Genomic DNA, 23,711 nt, shown 5'->3' with positions numbered 1-23,711 from the left:
CGGAATTTTTGGTTGGTTTCATATTTGAAACCCGCACTCTGGCTATGTTCATTTCTTACGAAATGATTACCTTTACATTGTTCAGTTTTCAAAGATCCGCTGTCGCTTTTCAGTAGTTACTGTCTTGCGACGACTTGTATATCTTAACACTTTCAACCGAGAGTGTCAAGAACTTTTTTCGAAAGTTTTCGAAGTTTCTTTACATTTCCTTCAAACGGAAATATAAAGAATTCAACAACCATCTAGTGTTTCAATCACTATCCGGTGTACTCTTCCTTCGCTTTCAAAAACCGTCTGTCGTAAGCGACTTGTATATAATACATGGTTTTCAAATATTCGTCAACTACTTTTTTTTAAAATTTTCAATTTTTTATTATTATCTGCGTTTAATCTGAATTGATGGTTATCGCGGAGCCCACCACATTATACAAAGTATTCTTCATCTCTTCATGTACGATACCAGCATTACTACTAACTATTACTAACATTAAATAGTTATTATATATAGTAAATACACATCGTATATCACTTTCTGTGGTGGGAATTCGAGTATCCCATGTATTGCTAAGACAAAATCTTATTCAAAAATTTAAGAGAAAATTTATAGTTATCTTATAGTTATCATGTAATCATCATACACAAAAGGGGCTTTCACCATGTGTGCCAAGCCCCCTTTTTCTTATCGCTTACTTTCATCGACTACAATGAGGTATCTGCTATACAGCAATTTCGTCTAGTGTTTACTGTCAATACTGTCCATCAATGCCAGGTATTCTTCTTTTGTCAACGCCGGCGTGAACTCCGCCATCACTCTCTCTGCACCGGCTGCATCATCATATAGTAAATCTACGATAGTCATAGCTAATGCCTGTGCCGTTTTTATATAGGCTACCTCTTCGACAGATACCACATAATCGGCGCCGTGCAATACGCCGTCAATGCAACCAACCCAGGGATGGATCACCGGCATAATATGCGACACATCTCCCATATCGGTGCTCCCCGCCATATGTTCACCATATCGTACATTGCCTTCCGGGAAAAGCATTTTAGAGTTAGCTTCCAACAGACCATTCATCACTGCATCATTCCGCATTGGTAAATATCCCGGCAAATCCTGAATATCACATGTAGCACCAACCGCATCTCCGCCGGCTTTCAAGGCTCGATTAATTCGCTTGTTCGCATCAATCATTGCTTCCACATTAGCACCGCGCACATAACTTTCCATCGTTACCTTATCCGGTACCACATTCACCAAATCGCCACCACTGTTGATAATGGGATGAAAGCGAATATAATCACTTTCTTTAAATGTATCGCGTATAGCATTCACTCCCATAACCCCCATCATGGCTGCCTGCAATGCATTGATTCCTTCATGCGGTGCTGCTGCCGCATGGGCCGCTTTTCCTTTATACTCGATAAGTTTGCCAATAAACCCATTGGATGTGGTGCCGAGATTCATTTCTCCTTGCGGAGTTTCTGCCGTTGCTACATGCATTTGCATCGCCATATCAATGTCATCAAAAGCACCTTCATATATCAACTGTTGTTTACCGCCCAAATATTTAATCGTCTCTTCTTCACGAAGTTTATTCCGGTAATCGATTTCTACATATTCTTCGGCAGGTACCGCAAAAAGAACCACGTCACCTTTCAGCGATTCCATTACGCCATCAGCCATAAGACCTTTCCCTACCGCTAACATGTTCGCAATCTGAATGTTATGACCACAGCAATGGGCTGCCCCCGTCAATGGATCTGCCGCCGGATGTTTCGGACACACGATAGCATCCAATTCGCCAATCATGGCTACCGTATAACCGGAAGCGCCGCCATTAAGGCGTGCCTTTAAACCGGTACGGCCATGTCCCGTCGTATATGTCAATCCCATTGCATCGAAAGCTCGTTGCACTTTGGACGATGTCTTATCCTCTTTATAGCCTAACTCCGGTTCTGCCATGATAGATGCCGCTATTTTCTTAAGTTCCGGAGCTGCATCTTCAATTGCACGGCATACACGTTCTTTTACTTCTTCCTTTGTTAATCGCGCCATAGTTCCCCTCCAATTCTTTTCCTACTCCAATTCTTTTCCTACTCCAATTCTTTTCCTACTACAATACTATGTTCTATTATATGTGGATATTTGTCCATACGTCAACGCAAAAGTATATCAAATTTCTTTGAATCATCGGTAATCATTGAAATAAAAAAGAATACATCTCCCGCAACATGCTTGCCCTTACACGCTGCAGAAAATGTATCCTTTTAAATTATCCTCATATGCCAAAAATAAATTTACCCTAGGCTCTCTAAGATATTTTGCAACATCGTATCAATATGCTACAAAGTACCAACTATGTTACAAAACATTAAATTAATTTCATCAACCAACGATATTACCACACAGGAATAATTACACCTTCAAATTCTTTATTGATAAAATCGCGTACATCGTCACTTTGGAAAATAGAAACGAATTTTTTGTACGTCGGATTATCTTTATCTTTTGCCCGCGTTGCCACAATATTCACATACGGACTGGTATCGCCCTCCACGGCAATACCGTCGCGCTTGCTGTTAAGTCCGGCAGAAATAGCAAAGCCTGCATTGATAACCGATGCATCCGTATCTTCCAACGAACGCGGTAATTGTGCCGCTTCCAGTTCGATAATTTGAATATGCTTCGGATTTTCTACAATATCCTGAGGTACGGCTTTTAACGGATCTTTCTTCGGATCCAATGTAATGAACCCTTGCTTTTCCAATAGGATCAAGGCACGGCTACCATTTGTCGGATCATTGGGAATCGCAATCGTTCCTCCGTCGGGAATTTCGTTTAATGATTTGTATTTATGGGAATACACGGCCAACGGCGCCAAGTAGGTCGTTCCGATGCTAACCAAGTTCGTACCGTTCTTCGCATTAAATGCATCCATGAACGGTTTGTGCTGATACAGATTTACATCAATATCGCCGGTAGCCACCGCTTGGTCCGGTGTAATATAATCGGAAAATGTTTTTACATGAACTGTAAGCCCTTCCTTCTTAGCCTTTTCCACTACATATTCCATAATTTGTTCCGTGGAGCCCGGTGTAATTCCCACGGTAATTTCATTTTTTACTGCCGATGAATCGCTGCCACAACCAGCCAATGCACCACCCAAAACCAGTACGGCAGCTCCTAAAAGCGCACTCTTTTTAAACCATTTCCAAGAAAATTTCATACTATAATCCTCCTCTTATTTCTCAATATATATGCCCTCAGACGTTCCTTGCACTTGGCCGGTCTCTCACCTCCGACCGAGCATTCTCTCTTCTCACTCAATATACATCATCAAGTTATTTCCAACTTTAGCAATGAGTAGTCGCTGATTCACTACATACCATTTTGCAGGCAGTCAACAAAAAAGCCCTCGTCTCGAAAGACAAGGGCTATCTACTCATTAGCTACCAATCATCTTTCGACATAATCATTACCGATACTATCGCTGGATTTGGCACCTTTCTCAAGGAAGGTTGCCGCAACGTCACCGGGCCAGTCCCTCAGCTGCTCTTGATGATTTCCTATTAAATTTGATGGGATTATATTATCACGATATAAATCAGATTGTCAACTACAAATTCTCATCATTACCTTCTCTCAACTTCTCAATAATTTTTCAATAGTTTTTATAGCAGCATAAAACTACCTTCACTTTTACTCCAGACCGCACTCTTGACAACTTTTCTTATTAATGCTAGAATTTACGAGTAACATATATGGAGGATTACTCAAGAGGCTGAAGAGGACGGTTTGCTAAATCGTTAGGGCGGGTTACCGTCGCTAGGGTTCGAATCCCTAATCCTCCGCCACAAAGAACGCTGTGCTGCTTGCGGTATAGCGTTTTTTATTTTTTCTTTTTTCATACTATCGCGCCATGTGTTATGGCGCGATTTATATATGTATTGCAAAGAGGATGTAAGTATGAAGGAGCGCACAAACATGAATGTGCCCATTGATGAACCACCGATGACACCTGCTGTATCCATAAGCATTATATTTACTTTATTTTTAGGAATACTTTCCGCCATGGTTCCTTTTTCTATGGACATGTACTTGCCCGATTTACCTAAAGTGGCTATGGATTTTCACGCCAGCGCTTCACTGACGCAGTTAACCATCGGCGGCTTTATGATTGGCTCCGCCTTGGGCACACTCATTATCGGTCCTTTAAGTGACGGTCTCGGTCGCAAGCGCCCCCTGTGCGGAGGACTGCTGATTTTTACGTTAGCCAGTATCGGCTGCATGTACGTCACATCCGTCTGGGAATTAATTGCACTTCGTTTTGTGCAAGGCCTTGCCGGTGCAGCCGGCATGATCAGTCCTCGCTCCATCAGTACGGATTTAGCCAAAGGGCCTGCTCTAACTAAATTATTGGCTGTCCTCATGTTTGTTAACGGTTTTGCCCCGGTGATTGCACCGCTTATCGGCGGACAAATTGTGCGCTTTTATTCATGGCGTATGATTTTTGCTGTCCTCGCCGTACTGGGTGCTGTCATGCTCATCGGCGGCTTGTGCATTAAGGAAAGTCTCCCCCCTGCACGCCGCATCAAAGGCGGCTTTAGCAGAAATTTTGCTGCCTTTACCACGCTGCTGAAAAAGAAATATGTCCTTGGTCATTGCTTGCTGCAAGCCTTTGTCTTTATGGCCTTCTTTGGCTATTTATCCGGATCCGCTTTTCTCTTTCAAAGAATCTACGGAACAACGCCGCAAGAGTACAGCTATTTTTTCTTTTTTAATTCCGTAGGTATCGTGCTAGGCAGTGCTCTTGTCACTCGTTTGGTACATCGTTTCACGGAATACCAAATGATGCGCTTTACCTTGTGGTGGACAGAGCTGAGCTTAGTCGCCTTTTCCTTGGCCGTGATTTTGCAAGCGCCGCTTTGGGTAACAGCGGCCACTTTATTTTGCGTCGTTAGCCCTATTGCTGCTTTTGGTACCGTTACCTTTGCTGCAGTTCTGCAACGGGAAAGCGCATTCGCCGGCAGCGTCACTGCTTTATTATCTTTTTTTGGTACCGTATGCGCCGGTCTATCCGCACCGCTGGTAGGTATCGCCGGTGACAGCAGTGCCGTTCCGATGGCAGCGACAATGCTTATTAGTCAAAGCTTAGGATTATTTGTCTTTTACAAATTCATCCGCCCCGAACATATCTCCGGCCACTAACCGGTACCCCCACCTCTCACTCTTATATTTCATAGAGACGAGAGGTTTTTCTTTTATTATTTCACCGCATTGTATACACATATGACGCTGTCTCCGAAACAGTTACATTATTAGTGATTTATATATAAGTGTGCTATAATACGGCTGAGTATACTATAGAAAGGAGGCACTGCCCGTGGCACATCGGTTTTCTCGTTTATGGCACACGATTATTGTTTTTTTCTGTGCCATGTTCGTCTTATCTATTACGGTATTTACTGTGGCACGCTTAGCTCCGGGCGATCCGTTGCAAGCATTTTACGGTGAACGCATCGATCGCATGAGCACTGAAGAGCAATCGGCAGCACGCCTTCGATTAGGTCTTGATAAACCACTGTATATTCAATATATCCAGTGGGTAACTCATGGGCTCCACGGTGATTTCGGTATATCTTATAAATATCGCGAACCCGCCATGCATGTAATGGCCGACATGGCTGGTAACACACTACTGTTAGGGATCGCTTCGTACCTTACCATATTTGTGATTGCCATTATTCTCGCGCTTATTTGTGCATTATACGAAGATCGCTGGCCTGATAGGTTGCTTAGCACTGTCGGTACTATTGCGAATTATATTCCTTCCTTCTGGTTAGGGCTCCTATTTCTTTTACTGTTCAATGTTAATTTGGGTTGGCTTCCCGGCAGTGGTGCCTATGCTCCCGGTGAAAGCGAAAACCTATTAAGCCGCGCCAATCATTTAATACTTCCTTTATCTGTAATGGTCATCACGCATGTATGGTACTATGCCTATATCATTCGCAATAAATTGTTAGACGAAACCCGCGCCGATTACGTATTGTTAGCCAAGGCTAAAGGACTTAGCCGCCGTACGATTCTTATCCGTCATTGTTTACGCAATGTACTGCCCACCATTATCAGTGTCATGGCCGTATCCGCTAATCATATCGTCGGCGGTACATATGTGGTGGAAGCCGTTTTTTCTTATCCCGGACTGGGCATGCTGGCCATTGAAAGCGCAAAGTATCACGATTATAATTTGCTCATGCTCATCGTTATGCTTACCGGCTGTTTTGTTATCGCTTCCGGTTTAGCGGCCCAGGCCATTAACGAACAATTAGATTCACGCCTGCAGCACGATGAAGGGCAGGTGATATAAATGAGCCGACCTACGCTATCGAATGATGACGAATTTCGCTTCGTCCGTCCTTTGGCAACCGACTCTGCTATGCCACAATGCAAGGAATCACAAACCGCATCATCTGCTGAGTTATCTGCCATACCACCGACTACAACATCATGGCAGTCAGAACTATTGCATAGACAATTCTTTCAAAAGCGCCGCCGTTTTCCTTGGCCTGCTGTGCTTTGGTTATTATTCATCATTATCGGATGTTTGGCTGCGCCGCTGATTGCCAATCACGATCCGGCTCATTTTTATTTGCATCATCTCAGCGAAGCACCTAATCAAAAATTTTATTTCGGTACCGATGCACTGGGCCGTGATATATATTCCAGCATTTGGTACGGCGGCCGGTTATCGCTTGGCATCGGTGTACTGAGTATGCTGGTATCTACCGGCCTTGGCGTATTATACGGTGCATTGAGCGGCCTCGCTTCACGCATAGTTGACACGGTGCTAATACGCACGGCGGAAATTCTTAGCAGCATTCCTTCATTACTTCTCATGATTTTATGCTTAGCCTTTGTTCCTTCACCGAGCCCGATATCTATAGCACTTATCATCGGCGGTACCACTTGGATGAACCTGGCCCGCATCGTCCGCAGCGAAGTATGTCATATTAAAAACAGCGATTATGTATGGGCCGCCCGCCTTATGGGCGCCGGCCCGTTATATATTCTGCGCTACCATCTATGGCCCAGTATTTGGTCCCCCATTATGTTTATGGTCGTATCCTCGATAGGATCTGCCATACTGATGGAATCGACACTCAGCTTTTTAGGATTAGGCCTGTCCGTAGATGTTATTTCTTGGGGAACCATGCTCTCTTTGGCCAATCGCGCATTGCTTACCAATGCGTGGTGGGTCATTCTGATTCCCGGTATATTTTTAGTTATTACACTGCTCTCGATTACTCGTCTCGGCTACTATATTCGCCGACAATTGAATCGCGGTTGCAGTAATTTATAAGGAGGTCTTCATGGAACTTTCTCAGCATCTGCGTCGTCTTGCCTTAACACTGACAACGGTAGCCTGCTTGGCACTCATGGTCGGCTGCGGTTCGCAAGCGGGAACCGACACCAACAGTAAAACGCTTACGTTTGCCAGCACGGATTACACCACTATCAACCCGATTTTAAATACACATGATGAACTGCCGGATATTATTTTTTCCGGCTTGATGAAATATAACGGCCACGGCGAACCGGTTCCCGATTTGGCCACCGATTACCAATTTGACGAAGCAACACTGACCTATACGTTTCATTTACGCAAAGGTGTTACTTGGCATGACGGCACACCGTTTACTGCGGCCGATGTAAAATTTACATTGGATCAACTGACGAAGAATACAAATTTGGAGGCTTCCATTCGCGACAACTACAAAGAAATTAAAGACGTCATCGTCGTTGATGACAATACTGTACAAATCGTATTGTCCCGGCCCAATGCGGCAATGCTGAATTATTTGACCATCGGCCTTTTACCTAAACATCTGTTGGAAGGCAAGGACATTATGACCGATGATTTCAACCGTCATCCAATCGGTACGGGCCGTTATAAATTTGTTAGCTGGGATAAGGGACAGTCCATCGTCGTTTCCAAAAACGAAACGTATTACGATCAAGTGCCCCATATCGACAAAATTATTTTCAAAATTATTCTTGATGAAAACGCTAAGGCCACACAGGTCAAATCCGGCGGCGTCGATATTGCTTGGTTGAATGCACACAATACAGAAGCCTTCCGTGGCAATGACAAATTTACCGTTTACGATTTTAAAACCGCTGATTATCGCGGCATTGCCCCTAATTTTGACAACGCCTTTTGGAAAAAGCATCCCGAATTGGTTTCCATCCTAGGCTATGCTATCGATAAAAAAGCTATCATCGCCAGTGTTCTCAACAATCAAGGAAGTGTGGCTTATAGCCCGTTACAACAAAATGCTACCTATAATGATCCGACGGTACCCCACCGTGACTATAATCCGACCTACGTAAAAGAGGCGTTAACCCAAGCCGGATGGCATCGCGGTACTGACGGTATTTACGAAAAGAACGGGGAAAAACTCGCTTTTTCCGTAGACGTGCGTGAATACGAAACGGAGCGGGTAGACATGGCAAAGGTCATCGCCTCACAACTAAAGGAAGAAGGCATCGACATGCGCGTTCACATCGTATCCAAATTTGATTGGAAGCATAACGAATCTATCATGATCGGACAAGCCGCTCCCTTTGATCCGGACAATGGAACTTACGATTTATTTTATACAAATGGTAGCGGCAACTACACGCATTACAGCAATGCCGCCGTTGATGCTGCATTAGCCAAAGCGCGTGCTACCTACGACCCGGCGCAGCGCAAGCTGGCATATGACGAATTTCAGCAAGCCTTTGCCGCTCATCCGGCCTATATTATGATTGCCTATTTAGACGGCAATTACGTAGCATCCAAGAAAATAACCGGCCCCTCTACAGAGCGCGTCCTCGGTCATCACGCGACCGGAGTCATGTGGAACATTGAAACCTGGGATATACAACAATGACACAGCCTACCAAAAATAAAATTATGAACAGCATGTCCACAAAAAATAAAACGACTCTACCAAACTCACACGCGCCATCCACAGATGATACACCGCCGGCATTGACCATTGAAAATATATCTGTGGAATTTACTCATCAAAACGGTACAATTTATGCTTTGGACGATGTATCGCTTACATTAAAGCAAGGGGAAATTTTGGTATTGCTCGGCGAATCGGGCTGTGGCAAATCCGTACTATGTAAGGCCGCCATGGGATTGTTACCGGAGCGCGGTCATATCACCGGCGGACGCATTGTGCTTCATCCGCGTCAGCCGCAGTCAACAACAATCGATATTACCGCCGCTTCGGAAAAAGAGCTGCAACAGCTGCGCGGTCACCGTATTTCCATGATGTTCCAGCATCCGCTGACAATTTTAAATCCGTCCATGACAATCGGGGCACAGCTGTTTGAAGCCCTACGCCAAAGAGAAATAAAAAACCGGCGCGAAGGTTTACATCCCTCCTTCTCCGCCAAAATGACTAGTACCAAATCCCCTCACGACCAAACGACCTCAACAAAAGAAATGCTTTCTACAAAAGCGCTTCACCTTTTAGAAGCCGTTGGTTTACCTAGCGAAAAAAATTGGCTGCACATGATGCCTCACGAATTATCCGGCGGTCAACGCCAACGTTGTGCGTTGGCCATTGCATTAGCTATGAAGCCGGATATTTTACTGGCCGACGAACCTACCACAGCGCTGGATGTTACCGTACAAATTCAAGTCTTGGATGTACTAAAAAAATTACGGCACAGCTTAGGGTTGTCCTTAATTGTAATCACTCATGATTTAGGAGTCGCCGCCTACATGGCCGATTGCATTGCCGTTATGTACGGCGGTCGCATTGTCGAAATCGGTACGGCCGAGGATATTCTCTGTCATCCGCGTCATCCCTATACCTGGGGCTTACTGCGCTCTGTCCCGGCGAAGGCCGACAAGGGGCATCCGCTCCACTCTATTACCGGCCATCCGCCACTCCTCACACAGCGTACTGTGGGCGATCCGTTTGCTCCGCGCAATCCCTACGCAATGGCTATCGATTACCATAAACGGCCGCCGCTGTTCGTTATATCTCCTACACATCGCGCCGCAACATGGCTCTTAGATTCTCGTGCTCCAAAGGTAACCCCCCCTATTATCTGCGCCGGAGAAAAACCTGCCGAAACCACACCGGCCTCCAAAAAACAAATACGTTCCGATACACACGCTACTATTTCCACTACCGATGCTGCTCCCCTTGCAGAAAAAAATAACAATTCTTCCCTCAATAACCCAATCGCCAAACCGCTTCTCAAAGTAACCGGACTAAGTAAAACATTTATCACTGCCCACACTATGACGATTCCCGCTGTAACCGATGTATCCTTTACACTTCATGCCGGCGAAATTGTCGGTCTCGTCGGTGAATCGGGTTGCGGCAAATCAACATTAGCCCGTCTTATCATGGGGCGATATCGGTCTGACTGTGGGACCATGTTCTTTGATGGTCGCCCCATAATCACTTCGCCGTCTCAATTACATCATGACCTTCATCCTTGCGATATCCAACTTATTTTCCAAGATTCGGACGGTGCCTTGCATCCGCAAAGAACCATTACTGAAAGTATTGATGAAGCATTACGTCTGACGCATGCTAATCTAACGACAAAGGAACGGCGCTTACGAGTTGATGAACTACTCTCGATGGTTCAACTCGATCCTCATTACGGCACTGCCTACCCGTCCGAACTCTCCGGCGGACAGCGTCAACGTGTAGCTATTGCCCGGGCGTTAGCTGTACAGCCACGCCTCATCATCGCCGATGAAGCCGTCGCTGCCTTAGACATGTCCGTGCAAGCTCAAATCATTAATCTTCTTACCGAATTACAAAAACAGGAAGGCTTTGCTATTCTTTTCATCGCTCACGATTTGGCATTGGTACGTTATCTTTGCCAACGCATATTGGTAATGAAGGATGGTCGCATTATTGAAGATAATGACACCGAGCAAATTTTTGCGGCCCCTCGCGAAACATATACAAAGACATTACTCGCTTCTATTCTCTATCCGGATCCGACGCGTTATCGTTAAAAAGAGGACTGTAACGAAATGAGTTTTTCGCTCATTCCATTACAGTCCCTTTTTTATCTTACCGCTGTACCAGTAATGTACCTTTATGAATTTTTGCCAGATGTACTATTTTTTAGAGAACGCGCCACATTGATTTGCAATGTTTTATAATTATCCGCAGTAATATGATGACTGGTATACGGTAAAATAGCATTTTGAATATACTCTTTAGATTGATTACCTACCGACGAACTTGTAGACATACTAGCCTTATGCCTTACTTATCTTCTATGTACATCACCTGCTGTCCTCCGAATTTGTCGTCACATTCATTCCTATAAAATAATCGGCCTACTAACATTCAATGTACTACTTACAAAATAGCCTCGTCCATATCGCAACTGTATCCACAAATTCTAAAATACAACCTAAATATACCAAGCCATTTCCTTTGTCATATTCTTTGGCGTAAAAGCAATGCGATGACGCGGCACATGACGGCCTGTTTCGCTGTGACCCTCTCTCTGATTCTGATTGCTATGACCATTACCACCAATAAGATGAATCGTCGGCTTATGACGGCGACTCACTACATTTTCCGGTTCCGTTTCATAAATCACCACATTCGCCGGCACATCACGTTTTATGACTAAATTACAACCAATACGACTGTGATCGCCAACAGTAATATCACCGAGTACCTTAGTACCCGCTCCAATAAGTACATCATTGCCCACCGTTGGGTGACGCTTTACTTTCTTGCTGCTCATGCCGCCTAAGGTAACACCGTGAAATAATGTCACATCATCTCCGACGATAGCCGTTTCACCGATGACTACGCCCATGCCATGATCAATGAACAAACCGCGACCGATGGTTGCTCCCGGATGAATTTCAATGCCCGTTACGCGCCGTGAATGCAATGCGATACGACGAGCCAATAGCTTGTAGCCACGCTTGTATAAGCGATGCGCAAAAAAGTGCCAAAACAAAGCCGTAATATGCGGGTATGTCCACAGCACCATCCACACCGAATCCGCCGCAGGATCCGAATCCATAACGCGTTTAATATTATAACGAATGGCTTGCCATAATCGTTTCATACATCCTCCTTGCTCGCAACGAGCCGCCTGTTACCGTTAGCCCTTACGCTTTTACGTAGGTAACATCATCAAATGTTAACATAGATAAGTACTTTTCAACGCCATCCGGAGCAATCGCTACTACCGGCTTGCCCGGATGGTTAGCCGCAATATCTTTGGCTGCCTTAATTGCTGCCCCTGCAGAAATCCCGATGCTGATACCGGTTTCACGCATAAATGTCTGCACCTGTGCAATCGCATCATCATCCGTTACGGCTACGATTTCATCCATCAATGTTTTATCGAAATTATCCGGAATAAAACCGGCACCGATTCCCTGAATTTTATGCGTACCGCCTACCCCTTTCGAGATAACCGGCGATCCTGCCGGTTCTACAGCTACCGCTTTAATCGCACTGTTCACTTCCTTCAGCTTGCGAGCAATACCGGTAAATGTACCGCCCGTACCTACGCCGGCAACGATAGTTCCTACATTCGGTACCTGCGTTAAAATTTCTGTCGCTGTTGTTTCGTAGTGAATGCCCGGATTTGCCGGATTTACGAACTGACCGAGCGTTACTGCTTCCGGATACGCATCAAGAATTTCCTGGGCTTTGGCCAATGCACCCTTCATACCGGTTTCCTTCGGCGTCAATACCAACTGAGCCCCGTAAGCTTTAACGAGTTCGCGACGTTCCTTACTCATACTTTCCGGCATGATAATAACAACCTTAATTCCCAGTACAGCGCCGAGCATTGCCAACGCAATCCCTGTGTTACCGCTGGTGGCTTCTACCAAAATGGTATTGTCCTTAATAAGGCCTTTCTTCTGTGCATCTTGAAGCATACCGAGTACGGCGCGATCCTTTACGCTGCCGCCGACATTATACTTTTCCAATTTTACATACACATCTGTGCCTTTAATATTATATACCGGTGTGTTACCGATTAACTGTAATGTATCATTTACTGTCTGTGCCATAATCTCTCATCCTTTCTCAGAGTTTTTCTCTTAAAGTATACGTATCTTACCATGTGATTCTACGATTATATTTTCCCCACTTACTTCAGAATCACCGCTCACTGTTTTTCATTGTATGTACTCTCATGGGCAAGGTCATATTCCTCTCTCTTTTTATTTTCTATTTCTCTCTCTTCTTTTTCTTCGTCTCTCTTTTCTCTTATATGTAATTGTATTGTAATCATCAGGTACCTCAGTCAGTTACAAGACCATTAGGCGTCCGTCACCGTCATGCCACAAGAATACGTCCGCAATAGAGACAACATCGTTGCTAGCTATACCGACTGTCTCGTCTATTCATCTGATGATGTGCAGCAGCTCTCTCCTTCTGCTGCACATCACGAAACGAATATAAAAAAACGCCCTTGATTGTCATTTGACAACCAAGGGCGATACTATCGCGGTTCCACCTTGTGTTATTCAACCGAAGCTGAACATCTCTTACTGTACAGGCCTTTATCAATGAATTAATTCTATCATACAATAACGACTGTATACAGATTCGCTATAACGGGCGACACCCGAAAAAGACTCCCCCGCCCCCGCGGCTTTGCCTTAGTAACTCCGAGATGCACTTCCATCTATGCTTTGCCATCCGCTCACACCAACCGGACTCGCTGTACACAACGGCATACATGTACTTTTCTCTTCATCGTCGTGATTTCGTATCTAACTTGTAAACCTACTATAGCACTATGAATTAAAAATTGTCAACAGAAATTTTTTATTTTCTGCTTACAACTTCTATATTACATCCTCCAATATCAGTCTGCATCCGGATTAATGGCCCTTCCGTCATATAGCAGTATATTGGAAATTTCATTAGCCACCTCGGTTACGGTTATCATTATACGGCTATTTGTCTTGTTATGCAAGACATTCTTTTTATTTTACACTAAACCGACTTCTCTTTACTTCCTGTCGCATCACCTCTTTGTAAATCACATTGCTTACTTACTACAGGGGACGAATAGTTATAACAAGTAGTATGACCCGACACAAAGTGATATAATTACATCTGTAAAATAATCATCTTCTTCTAAAGAATATATTGTAGTAACCACTATTACACCACACGCCAATAACAAACAAGGAGTACTTTCATGGAAGTTAAAAAAAATAAACACGGCGTTGTAGAGCCTACGTTGTCAAAGCAAGATGAATCAGTGCTTACACCACCGAAACGAGACGCTCATTTTTTTTGGACCCTTTTTAAATCCACTTTTATTATCAGTGCCTTCACTGTCGGCGGTGGCTTCGTCATTATTCCCTTATTAAAAGCCAAGTACGTTGATGAATATCACTGGATCAACGATAAGGATACCTTGGATATGGTGGCCATCGCTCAGTCCATGCCGGGAATTGTCGCCACGAACAGCGCCATCATCTTAGGCTATCGCATGGCCGGTTATCTCGGCACTTTCGTAGCACTATTAGCTACCGTACTGCCACCGCTTATTACGCTGAGTATTATTTCGTATTGCTATGATTATTTCATTCAAAATAAAATTATCGCTTACATGTTGCGCGGCATGCAGTGCGGTGCTACAGCGCTTATCCTTAACGTCGGTATAGATTTGGCGGTAAAGCAATGCAAAAAGAAATTAGCGTTGCCTCTATTAATTTTGTTAGTCACCTTTATCGGTAATGCCTTCTTCCAATTGAATATTATGACACTCATTGTATTGGACGGTTTGGTAGGCTTTTTCTTTATGCGCGCTGCCAAGTACAATTAAAGGAGGCTTACCACTATGATTTATCTCACACTATTTTGGGAATTTGCTAAAATCGGCCTTTTCTGTGTCGGCGGCGGTTACGCATCGATGCCCCTTATTCAGGCTGCCGTGGTAGATACCTATGGTTGGCTCAGCATGAGTGACTTCGTCAATATTTTTACCATTTCACAAATGACACCGGGACCGATTGGAATTAATGCTGCCACGTTCGTAGGCACTAAAATCGCCGGTGTTCCCGGTGCTATGGCCGCTACCTTTGGTTTTGTGTTTCCCTCCATCATTCTCGGTATTATCTTAGCCCGCCTCTTTTTAAAATATGGAAATATCGGACCGATTCGCGGTGTACTAAACGGACTTCGCCCGGCCGTTGTAGCCCTCATCTGCGCCGCCAGCATCAGTTTTATTTTTCTTGCCGTATGGAATACGGAAGATATCCCCGTACATTGGGGCGATATTAGTTGGGGCGGCTTGGCGGTACTTCTTCTTTCCCTCTTTGCCGTACGAAGAAAAACAGGTGTTATTCGTTTACTTCTCGGCTCCGGTGTATTGGGAATTATATTAGGAATGCTTGGTTGGATATAAATAAAATACATATAAAAAGCCATCGGCTATAGATAAAGCAACGTCATTCATCACTTCTCCTTTTCTGTCTCGTCACACGTTAATACATCGCTTATATATACAAGAAGCCCTTTTTATAGGCAGAGCAACGTCATTCGTCAGACCTGACTTGCGAGCCTATAAAAAGGGCTTTTCTACTCTATTTCAACAATATATTAATGGGTACCGAGATAAATAAACCCATCGGGTCCCAATGGCAAATTCATAACAATGAAAATAACCAAGAGAATTGTCCAAAGAATTCCGAACACAATAGAGAACGGTAGCATATTAGCAATGACTGTCCCCATGCCCACCTTTGGCATATATCGCTGTGCAAAAGCAATACAAATCGGGAAGTACGGGAATAATGGCGAAATCGGATTAGTTATGGAGTCACCGATACGATATGCCATCTGTGTTAACGCCGGATCATAACCAAGGAGAAGCAACATCGGTACAAACACCGGTGCCATAATAGCCCACTTAGCCGATGCGCTGCCAATAAACAGATTGATAAAGCCGGCCAAGATAATGAAAGCTATTACCAAACCAATACCGACAAAGCCGGATTCTTTCAACGTATTCGCCCCTTCGATGGCAATGATAAGTCCCATATTAGACCATTTGAAATAGGCCAAGAACTGTGCTGCCACAAAGGCCAATACGATATAACCGCCCATTCCGCTCATAGTTTCGGTCATCATTTTTACTACATCACGGTCGGAGCGAATAGATCCGGTAATAAGACCGTAAATAATTCCCGGAATGAGGAACGCCGTTAATACAATCGGTACTAACCCTGCCATCAACGGTGCTTTACTGCTCAATAACGAACCGGTTTTCGGATCTCTGAGAAATGCATCCGGACCTATGGAAAGAGCTACGAGAACAGCAATAAAAATTACCACACTAATACCAGCCCACAAGAGACCTTTTAATTCCTTCTTAACAACCGCCGGATCATCCGTAGCCGCAACAGCGTGCTCCTTTAACAAATCATCGGACGCCGCAAAATTGCCAAGGCGCGGCTCGATAATTTTAGTACTGATAAAATAAGCAGCAATCACCAAGATAACCATTGATACGGCAATAAAGTAAAAGTTCATCGCCGGTGAAGACACATAGCTTGGCATAACCAGCTGCGCTGCCGGAATAGTAAAGCTCGTTTCCAATACATCCGTCATGTTTACGATAATATTGGCATGGAACGCACCGGCTACTGCCGCATAGGCAGTAAATAGACCGGCCAACGGATTACGTCCCAACGCCATATAAATACTGGCGGCCAACGGCGGCAATACGATAAAACCCGCATCGGCAGCCATATTACTGTTAACACCGATAAATACGATAAGCAATGTAACATAGGCCGGTGGAATTTTTGCGATGGAATATTTCATCGCTGCTTCCATAAGCCCCGTCCGTTCCGCTACACCAACACCGATCATGGTTACCAGCACAAGACCTAGCGGCGGGAATCCTTGGAAATTCCCAACCACACCGATAAGCATCTTTTGCAAACTTTCCATACTGAGCAAGTTCACAGCCTTAATTGTTTCGTTCGTAGCCGGATTAACCACAGAAAATCCCATGCCCGCTAACACATAAGAGGCAATCAAAATAATCCCAATAATAATTAAGAATAACGTAACCGGGTCCGGCAACTTATTGCCCACGACTTCTACTCGGTACAACCACCGTTCTATCAAAGACATCTTTTTCTTTTCTTCCATACTACAGCCCTCCTTTTACTTGCGTGAGCTAACTTTCTCTCACTCTCTGTTGCCTATAACCGGCGGCACTTTCATTCCATACTACACTGCTATTCCGCAATAGGATGTGCTCGCATCACAGCTTGCGATCCTGCAATCAACCCGGCTACACCTAACGGCAATGCGTCCGGATCTAACTTAAAACAACTATGATGCAACGGATACTTGCACTCTTTTTCTTCATTGCCTACACCGATAAAATAAAACGTACCGCGGCATACCTTCAAATAAGATGCAAAATCCTCTCCAGCCATCAATGGCTTTTGCTCCGGTAGCGCAGCTTCACCATACAAATCGCGTAACGCCGCCCTCACTGTTCTTGTCACTGCCGCATCATTCACTGTTGCCGGATAACCAAACTCATATGCCACCTCGGCTTCACAACGGTGTGCCCTAGCAATAGCTGTGGCCACCTCTTCAATGCGTTTTGCCAAATATTGTCGCACCTCTTCATCAAAAGTACGAATTGATCCGCTTAATAGTGCTTCACCGGCCATGACATTGTGCGCTGTTCCGGCATGGAAATTAGTAATGCTGATAACAGCCTGTGCCAACGGATCGACTTCACGCGCTACCAAATGTTGTAAATTAGTAACAATCTCCGCTCCCGTAGCAATGACGTCCGTATTTAAATGAGGCATGGAGGCATGACCGCCTTGACCGATGATCTTAATATGAGCCACATCGGTAGCCCCCATAATCGGACCCTCTACCAAACCAAATGTTCCGGTCGGTAAAAACGGCGCTACATGTTGTCCCAAAATATAATCGACACCGTCCAACACGCCTTTTTCTACATATTCCTTGGCCCCGCCGGGAAATAATTCTTCTCCCGGTTGAAACAATAATCGATACGATCCGGACAATTCATCTTGACACTGACGAATTAATTTAGCTGCCCCCAACAACATCGTCATATGCCCGTCATGACCGCACGCATGCATAACGCCATCATTAACGGAAGCAAAGGAAAGACCGCTGTTCTCCGGCATTGCCAACGCATCAATATCTGCTCTTAGCGCCACCTTTGGTCCCGGCTTGCCACAGGTAATATCCGCAATCACGCCTGTATTGGATACGCGAGTTAACGTATATCCTCCGATAGCTTCCAATTGCTCTATAAGATACTCTGTCGTATGGACTTCATTAAACGACGTTTCCGGGTATGTATGCAAATGCGTATACCATTCCAATAACTGCTCTTCATATGATTTAGCACGTTCCTCTATATTCGTCACCGCGCGTCCCTCCTTTTCTCTCTATAGCCTACAAATTTAATTATGTATATCATTATATATGGACATTACTCCTTTGTAAATACTCATTTTGAATATACAATACATTATTTTTGTATACATTACATTTATAACAATATACGTTATAAATCATGTTATCCCCGTATTTCCTTCTCTTTCTCCAACTATACCTACAGCAATCTATTATGAATAAAAATATAAAAAGAAGCATTTTCTTTTTCTTCGCATCTATTATAAAAACGGACATTGATACGACGGAGAAACGCCCTTCTCCCTTAATGACTTTTTTCTATTCTTCTTGCCGATACGTCGCTATTTTTATACGATATATCAAAAACAAAGCGGCCATATATATGATGTAGAAACGCTCTTCGTAAGACCGAGCTTTCGAATCATATATATGGCCGCTCTCTCTTTTAAATAGTTAGAAGAAAAATAGTGCTACCGCTCCGGCAAGAATAATAGACAAAATAGTCCGTTCCACCCACAGCACCAATAGCTTAGGTATGGACACAGGAATTGTCGTCGATAAGATACATGGAATCAATGCTGAGAAAAACAGAAGTTCCGAAATACAAACAACGGCTACTACATAACGCGCGGCTATGGCAGCTTTCACTACAAAAGCAGCCGGTAAAAACATTTCCGCAATGGATGTAGCCACTGCCTGTGCTACCACCAAGGCATCCGGCACTTGCATCACTGCCGTGAAAGGATAAAAAATATATCCCAGCCAATTAAATAGCGGTGTATATAATGCCATCAACATGCCGAATAAACCGATAGACATAATCGTTGGCAAAATATTGCACACCATGTGTAAGCCTTCGCGCGTACTGCGCCACACATTAGCACCGATATTGCCCGAAGCCGATGAAGCCAACAGTGCTTCTTGCCATGCCCGCGATAAACGGTTACCGGTGATAACTTCTTCCGGCTGTGGCGTTACACCATCCGCATACGCTTCCGTTACATGTGCTGTTGGATACAATCGCACAACAATGGCCGTAACAATAAAAGTAATGACTAAGGTCGTCCAAAAATAAAAATTCCAATACGGCATGAGCTGTAATGTTTTGGCAACAACCACCATAAACGTAGTCGACACCGTCGAAAAACCGGTAGCAATAATAAATGCTTCTTTCGTCGTATATTTACCTTCCCGATACAAGCGATCCGTAATCAACAACGCCAATGAATAACTGCCTACAAAAGAAGCTACCGCATCAATGGCCGAACGCCCCGGTGTTTTCCAAATTTTCCGCATAACCGATTGTAAAAAAATCGCTACAAATTCCATCAACCCGTAGTCGGTAAGAAATGACAGAAACACAGCAGCGATGGGGATTAAAAAACAAAGCGAACTACATAGCACGGTAAATAAAAAAGGAAATAAATTTTTATTGGTGTGAAGCTCCGCCGGTCCCCAGCCGAATACAAACATAGCCGCACAAAGCAATCCTATGAGTTTACAAAGCGAAAAAATCCTGTCTTGCCTACTGCGATTCCATGTTCCTTTTACAAACGGTAACGCAGCACCTGCGGCAATGGCCAATAATACAATATATTTTTGTGACGGTCCCAATACACTTCGCACCCAATTGGTCAGATGATCCAATGGAATCGTACTTTTCCCGTTAATTGTTATAGTCACAAAAAACATGATAATCCCCAGTGCGCTGCATACAATAAATTTAGTAGCACTGCCGGGCGTGACTGTCGTAGCCGATTTCATAGGAACCCCTCCTATCACATATATTAAAACAATAATCTAGTGATAGTATACTTTTTAAATGTCCAAAAAATATCTAAAAAGAGGACTCCAATATACATCAAACACCTATCATTTTTGCCTCCCTCTTTTGTTCGGCATCAAGTGTTTTAAATATAAAGAAGGCCCATATACATCGTAGGTACGTCATTCGTAAGACCTGACTACCAAGATGTATATGTGCCTTCTAAAAACAAAAAAAACTTGACCCGAATAACCGTTTCCCGTCAACGCCTTGTTAAATGACTGATATAAGTTCCGTACTTCATTACAAGCGCCAATCTCAAGTTACTCGGGCCAAGCTTACACTACTCAGGATGTTTATAACCACTCACTCCCCAACGGACAAGCCGTTGTTTCGGCGGTGGTTTGTATCCCGAACTGTCTTAACCTGTTCTCATTATAACAGTAATGTTGCCCTATAGGAATAGAAAACATCACTTTTCTTCATGATTTATCGTATCAATTATGCATGCAGCGTCCAAAAAACGACAATTTCTTACATTATCATTTGACGTAAACACGGATGATAACTGGCTTTCTCATATCATGATAATATATCATGCAATTCATGCCTATCACGCCTATCATACCTATTGAGTACATCCTAGTAATAACGATAGCTTATTTTCGACGTTGGTAGTCGGCAGCCAATGCTTTTTTACGCTGCTCTTTTTCCTCTGCCGTTGCCGGTGCTTTACGTGTTCGCTCACCGTCACATAACTTACGATTGTCAGAATGATGCATCATACCTCCGGTCATCATTCCTTCATGATGATACGGAGTCACACCTGTTCTGGGTGCAGGCATTCCTTCCGCCATCATCGGCTGATTATGATGGTATCGATAACGAAAATCCTTAGTTCCTTCTTTCTTCGTATCCTCTTCGCTCGCCTGTACTGCCATTTGATGATAGCCCGGCTGCAACAACGGTTCCTTCGCACCTTCCACGGATGCCGCATTTGCTTGGTTCGCCCATAATGCAATCATAGCCACCGGCAATACTGCCATGTAACGTAATTTCATACTATAGCCTCCTTCGTTCTCTAAAAGAACGTCCTGTATTCCACATACTTTTTATTTCATCATTGTACCGACAACATCTATGCTGTAACGATTATTACCTATAACCGATGCTTGTATTGTACTGAAATTACATGAGTTCCCTATGAATGTTATATGAGAGTTCCATGAAGATATAAAATTAAAAATAAGACGTATATTCATCGCGCCGGTCAGTTCTTACGAATGACACGCTTTGATGGATACACGCCTTTTCTTTCCTATTCGTATAAAAGAAGGCTATCCGGCAGCATAATAAAGGATCGTTGCACGACCAAGTACTATCGCTGCCGAATACATTTCCCTTTTATTATAATATTTGTTTAATGTCTTCTACGGCCATTTCCGGAGTCAAGTGATAACGTTCATATAATTCGTTTACCGGTACACGGTCATTAACTTCTTTCTTCATCCCGAAAGTAAGCACCTTTACGCCGGTAGGTCCAAAGTAGCGCGCCACTTTTTCACCGAATCCGCCGTCGAGCACACCGTCTTCAAAGGTAACCACAACATCGTGATCGTTTACGAGGGCAGACAAGGTCGCTTCGTCCACGTCCGAGGATACACGCGGATTAATCAATGTTGCATCTACACCCGTAGCCGCTTTCAACAGGTCTTTTACCTTACGGCCTAACGAGAAGAAAGCGCCCAGCCCCAAGATGGCAACCTTAGATCCCTGTTCTACCACTTGGTTCACCAAACGGCCATCAAAAGCGGCGCCACTTTCACCGCATTCCACCACATCGGGAACGCGAATCATCACCGGGCGCTGGGTCTGTTCGATAGACCAATCAAGCATGGCCAACATTTCATCCTTCGTCGCCGGAGAAAGTACCAACAGATTTGGAATGTTGTTCATCATCGACATATCGAATGCACTGGAATGCGTAGCATCCATAGAGCTAATACCACCGCCGAGACTGAAAGAAACAATCGTTGCCGGATTGCTGTTAAGCGACAAGTCCTGCGATAACTGATCATAGGTGCGCTGCAAGAATGTACCCGCATCAACGACTACCGGCTTTGCGCCATTTTTGGCAAGACCGGCTGCCATAGCAATCATGTGTTCTTCCGCAATACCTACATCAATAAACTGCTTACCTGCACGAGCACGATTAGCCGGAGAGAATCCTGCAATGCCCGGCACACCGGCAGTTAAAGCGATAACCGTCAGATCCTGTTCCATCTTATTAAGCAAAAATTCGGAAATCAATTCATCGTAGTGTTCTTCCTTATTATATGCTTCCACATCAAAATGTTTAGACGCAATAAAGTGGAACGTTTCGCGATCGGCTTCCGCTTCCGGTAATCCCTTCCCTTTTTCGGTGCATACGTGAAGCAATACCGGTTTCGTGCTATCCTTCAATGCGGTAAACACTTCAATTAATTTGGCAATATCGTGACCATCTTCGAGGAATACATAATCAAGACCCAAGGCTTTAAAGAAATTGGTATCTGCTTTGCCCTTCGTGTCGCGTAATTCTTTGAAGTTTTTATACATCCCGCCGTAATTCGGCGCAATAGACATGTCATTGTCATTAAAGATAATAATCATATTGCTGTCCAATTCGGCAGCGTTGTTAAGACCTTCCATCGCTTCCCCGCCGGACATAGATCCGTCACCGATAACGGCAATAATATTACCCGTTTCACCTTTCAAATCACGAGCCTTCGCCATCCCCGTAGCCAAGCTAACTGCCGTCGAAGTATGACCGATGGTGAAGAAGTCATGTTCGCTTTCATTAGGATTCGTATATCCGCTGTAATCCTTGTATTTCTCCGGATTGGTAAACGCTTCTTTACGACCTGTTAAAATTTTATGCGTATAGCACTGATGAGAAATATCATACACAATCTTATCAATCGGCGAATTAAATACATAATGCAATGCAATCGTTGCTTCGATAAATCCCAAGTTCGGTGCCATGTGTCCACCGGTTTCGTAAATTTTATGAATCAACAACTCACGAATTTCACCGGCCAAGGCGTTTAATTCATCAATGTTCATCGTTTTAATATCCTTCGGATAATTAACGCGATCCAATACACTCATCTCATTTCCTCCTCTTCTCACAAACGTGCAGCGTACATGTGATTATTACTGCGTATATACTATATGATTGTTCTCTTACTCTCTTTTACCCCACACTATAACTTTCTATTTATAATGTAGGTAACTTTTTTAAAAGTGCAGTAGTAGTATAATACTGTGAGTTAACTCCAAGTCAAGGGGAAATTTTTCCTTTTAAAAGGAAATGGTGTATCAATCTCGAAAGCTCGGTCTTGCGAGGAGTATTTCTACGATTAATACACCATTTCTTTTTTATCCTTCCATTCCTAAAATTTCAGGCCTATTTGTGTGTATCTGTCTCTCAAAC

17 protein-coding genes, 1 tRNA gene and 1 riboswitch are annotated in these 23,711 nt (G+C 44.0%); of the genes, 8 read left to right on the top strand and 10 right to left on the bottom strand.

The window, feature by feature from the left end:
• Positions 1 to 733: 733 nt before the first annotated feature.
• Together G344_RS0106485 and G344_RS0106480 are read right to left on the bottom strand one after the other, a co-directional pair.
• Positions 734 to 2,059 carry an amidohydrolase gene (locus G344_RS0106485; RefSeq protein WP_028255495.1) on the bottom strand — a complete coding sequence of 442 codons (1,326 nt, stop codon included), beginning with the start codon at positions 2,057 to 2,059 and terminating at the stop codon, positions 734 to 736.
• A 343-nt stretch (positions 2,060 to 2,402) separates the two neighbouring features.
• Positions 2,403 to 3,230, bottom strand: coding sequence for a MetQ/NlpA family ABC transporter substrate-binding protein (locus G344_RS0106480; RefSeq protein WP_028255494.1), 828 nt, complete (start codon positions 3,228 to 3,230; stop codon positions 2,403 to 2,405).
• A gap of 227 nt (positions 3,231 to 3,457) precedes the next feature.
• Positions 3,458 to 3,569, bottom strand: a riboswitch (SAM riboswitch).
• A 198-nt stretch (positions 3,570 to 3,767) separates the two neighbouring features.
• Between G344_RS0106480 and G344_RS0106475 the strand changes: the two genes are divergently transcribed.
• From G344_RS0106475 to G344_RS0106450, 6 genes are all read left to right on the top strand, one after another.
• Positions 3,768 to 3,858 (top strand) — tRNA-Ser (locus G344_RS0106475).
• A gap of 112 nt (positions 3,859 to 3,970) precedes the next feature.
• Positions 3,971 to 5,212, top strand: coding sequence for a multidrug effflux MFS transporter (locus G344_RS0106470; protein WP_051245829.1), 1,242 nt, complete (start codon positions 3,971 to 3,973; stop codon positions 5,210 to 5,212).
• Between the two features lie 175 nt (positions 5,213 to 5,387).
• Positions 5,388 to 6,371: an ABC transporter permease gene (locus G344_RS0106465; RefSeq protein ID WP_028255492.1), complete on the top strand. Its 984-nt coding sequence runs from the start codon at positions 5,388 to 5,390 to the stop codon at positions 6,369 to 6,371.
• Entirely contained in the window at positions 6,372 to 7,364 is a 993-nt protein-coding gene (locus tag G344_RS0106460) for an ABC transporter permease (protein WP_244869505.1), read from the top strand.
• A 10-nt stretch (positions 7,365 to 7,374) separates the two neighbouring features.
• A complete protein-coding gene (locus G344_RS0106455) occupies positions 7,375 to 8,940 on the top strand; it encodes an ABC transporter substrate-binding protein (protein ID WP_038155162.1) in 1,566 nt (521 codons plus the stop codon).
• On the top strand, positions 8,937 to 11,051 hold the full coding sequence (locus G344_RS0106450; protein WP_083963082.1) for a dipeptide ABC transporter ATP-binding protein: 2,115 nt from the start codon (positions 8,937 to 8,939) through the stop codon (positions 11,049 to 11,051). Before G344_RS0106455 ends, G344_RS0106450 begins: the two co-directional genes overlap by 4 nt.
• Positions 11,052 to 11,458: 407 nt before the next feature.
• Here G344_RS0106450 and epsC read toward each other — a convergent pair whose 3' ends face one another.
• The 3 genes from epsC to G344_RS12225 form a co-directional block, all read right to left on the bottom strand.
• Positions 11,459 to 12,133, bottom strand: a complete 675-nt coding sequence (gene epsC, locus G344_RS10875; RefSeq protein ID WP_038155160.1) for a serine O-acetyltransferase EpsC — start codon at positions 12,131 to 12,133, stop codon at positions 11,459 to 11,461.
• A 43-nt stretch (positions 12,134 to 12,176) separates the two neighbouring features.
• On the bottom strand, positions 12,177 to 13,094 hold the full coding sequence (locus G344_RS0106440; protein WP_028255488.1) for a PLP-dependent cysteine synthase family protein: 918 nt from the start codon (positions 13,092 to 13,094) through the stop codon (positions 12,177 to 12,179).
• Between the two features lie 98 nt (positions 13,095 to 13,192).
• Positions 13,193 to 13,318: a hypothetical protein gene (locus G344_RS12225; RefSeq protein ID WP_277352587.1), complete on the bottom strand. Its 126-nt coding sequence runs from the start codon at positions 13,316 to 13,318 to the stop codon at positions 13,193 to 13,195.
• Positions 13,319 to 14,236: 918 nt separating this feature from the next.
• Here G344_RS12225 and G344_RS0106430 point away from each other — a divergent pair.
• Both G344_RS0106430 and G344_RS0106425 read left to right on the top strand, forming a co-directional pair.
• On the top strand, positions 14,237 to 14,869 hold the full coding sequence (locus tag G344_RS0106430) for a chromate transporter (protein ID WP_051245826.1): 633 nt from the start codon (positions 14,237 to 14,239) through the stop codon (positions 14,867 to 14,869).
• 15 nt (positions 14,870 to 14,884) lie between these two features.
• Positions 14,885 to 15,451, top strand: coding sequence for a chromate transporter (locus tag G344_RS0106425; RefSeq protein WP_028255486.1), 567 nt, complete (start codon positions 14,885 to 14,887; stop codon positions 15,449 to 15,451).
• Positions 15,452 to 15,645: 194 nt separating this feature from the next.
• On the opposite strand, the gene G344_RS0106420 is transcribed toward G344_RS0106425, so the two are convergent.
• The 5 genes from G344_RS0106420 to G344_RS0106400 form a co-directional block, all read right to left on the bottom strand.
• Positions 15,646 to 17,205 (bottom strand): AbgT family transporter, encoded by a 1,560-nt coding sequence (locus tag G344_RS0106420; protein WP_028255485.1) that lies wholly within the window; start codon positions 17,203 to 17,205, stop codon positions 15,646 to 15,648.
• A gap of 89 nt (positions 17,206 to 17,294) precedes the next feature.
• Positions 17,295 to 18,482 (bottom strand): M20 metallopeptidase family protein, encoded by a 1,188-nt coding sequence (locus tag G344_RS0106415; protein WP_051245824.1) that lies wholly within the window; start codon positions 18,480 to 18,482, stop codon positions 17,295 to 17,297.
• Positions 18,483 to 18,924: 442 nt separating this feature from the next.
• Positions 18,925 to 20,235 (bottom strand): YjiH family protein, encoded by a 1,311-nt coding sequence (locus G344_RS0106410; RefSeq protein WP_028255483.1) that lies wholly within the window; start codon positions 20,233 to 20,235, stop codon positions 18,925 to 18,927.
• A 660-nt stretch (positions 20,236 to 20,895) separates the two neighbouring features.
• On the bottom strand, positions 20,896 to 21,297 hold the full coding sequence (locus G344_RS0106405) for a hypothetical protein (RefSeq protein WP_028255482.1): 402 nt from the start codon (positions 21,295 to 21,297) through the stop codon (positions 20,896 to 20,898).
• Between the two features lie 346 nt (positions 21,298 to 21,643).
• Complete coding sequence (locus G344_RS0106400) at positions 21,644 to 23,386, bottom strand: 1-deoxy-D-xylulose-5-phosphate synthase (protein ID WP_028255481.1); 1,743 nt, start codon at positions 23,384 to 23,386, stop codon at positions 21,644 to 21,646.
• Between the last annotated feature and the right edge of the window lie 325 nt (positions 23,387 to 23,711).

It is taken from the genome of Veillonella magna DSM 19857 (assembly GCF_000428745.1).
GTDB lineage: Bacteria > Bacillota > Negativicutes > Veillonellales > Veillonellaceae > Veillonella_A > Veillonella_A magna.
This window is presented reverse-complemented; position numbering and strand designations above follow the sequence as displayed.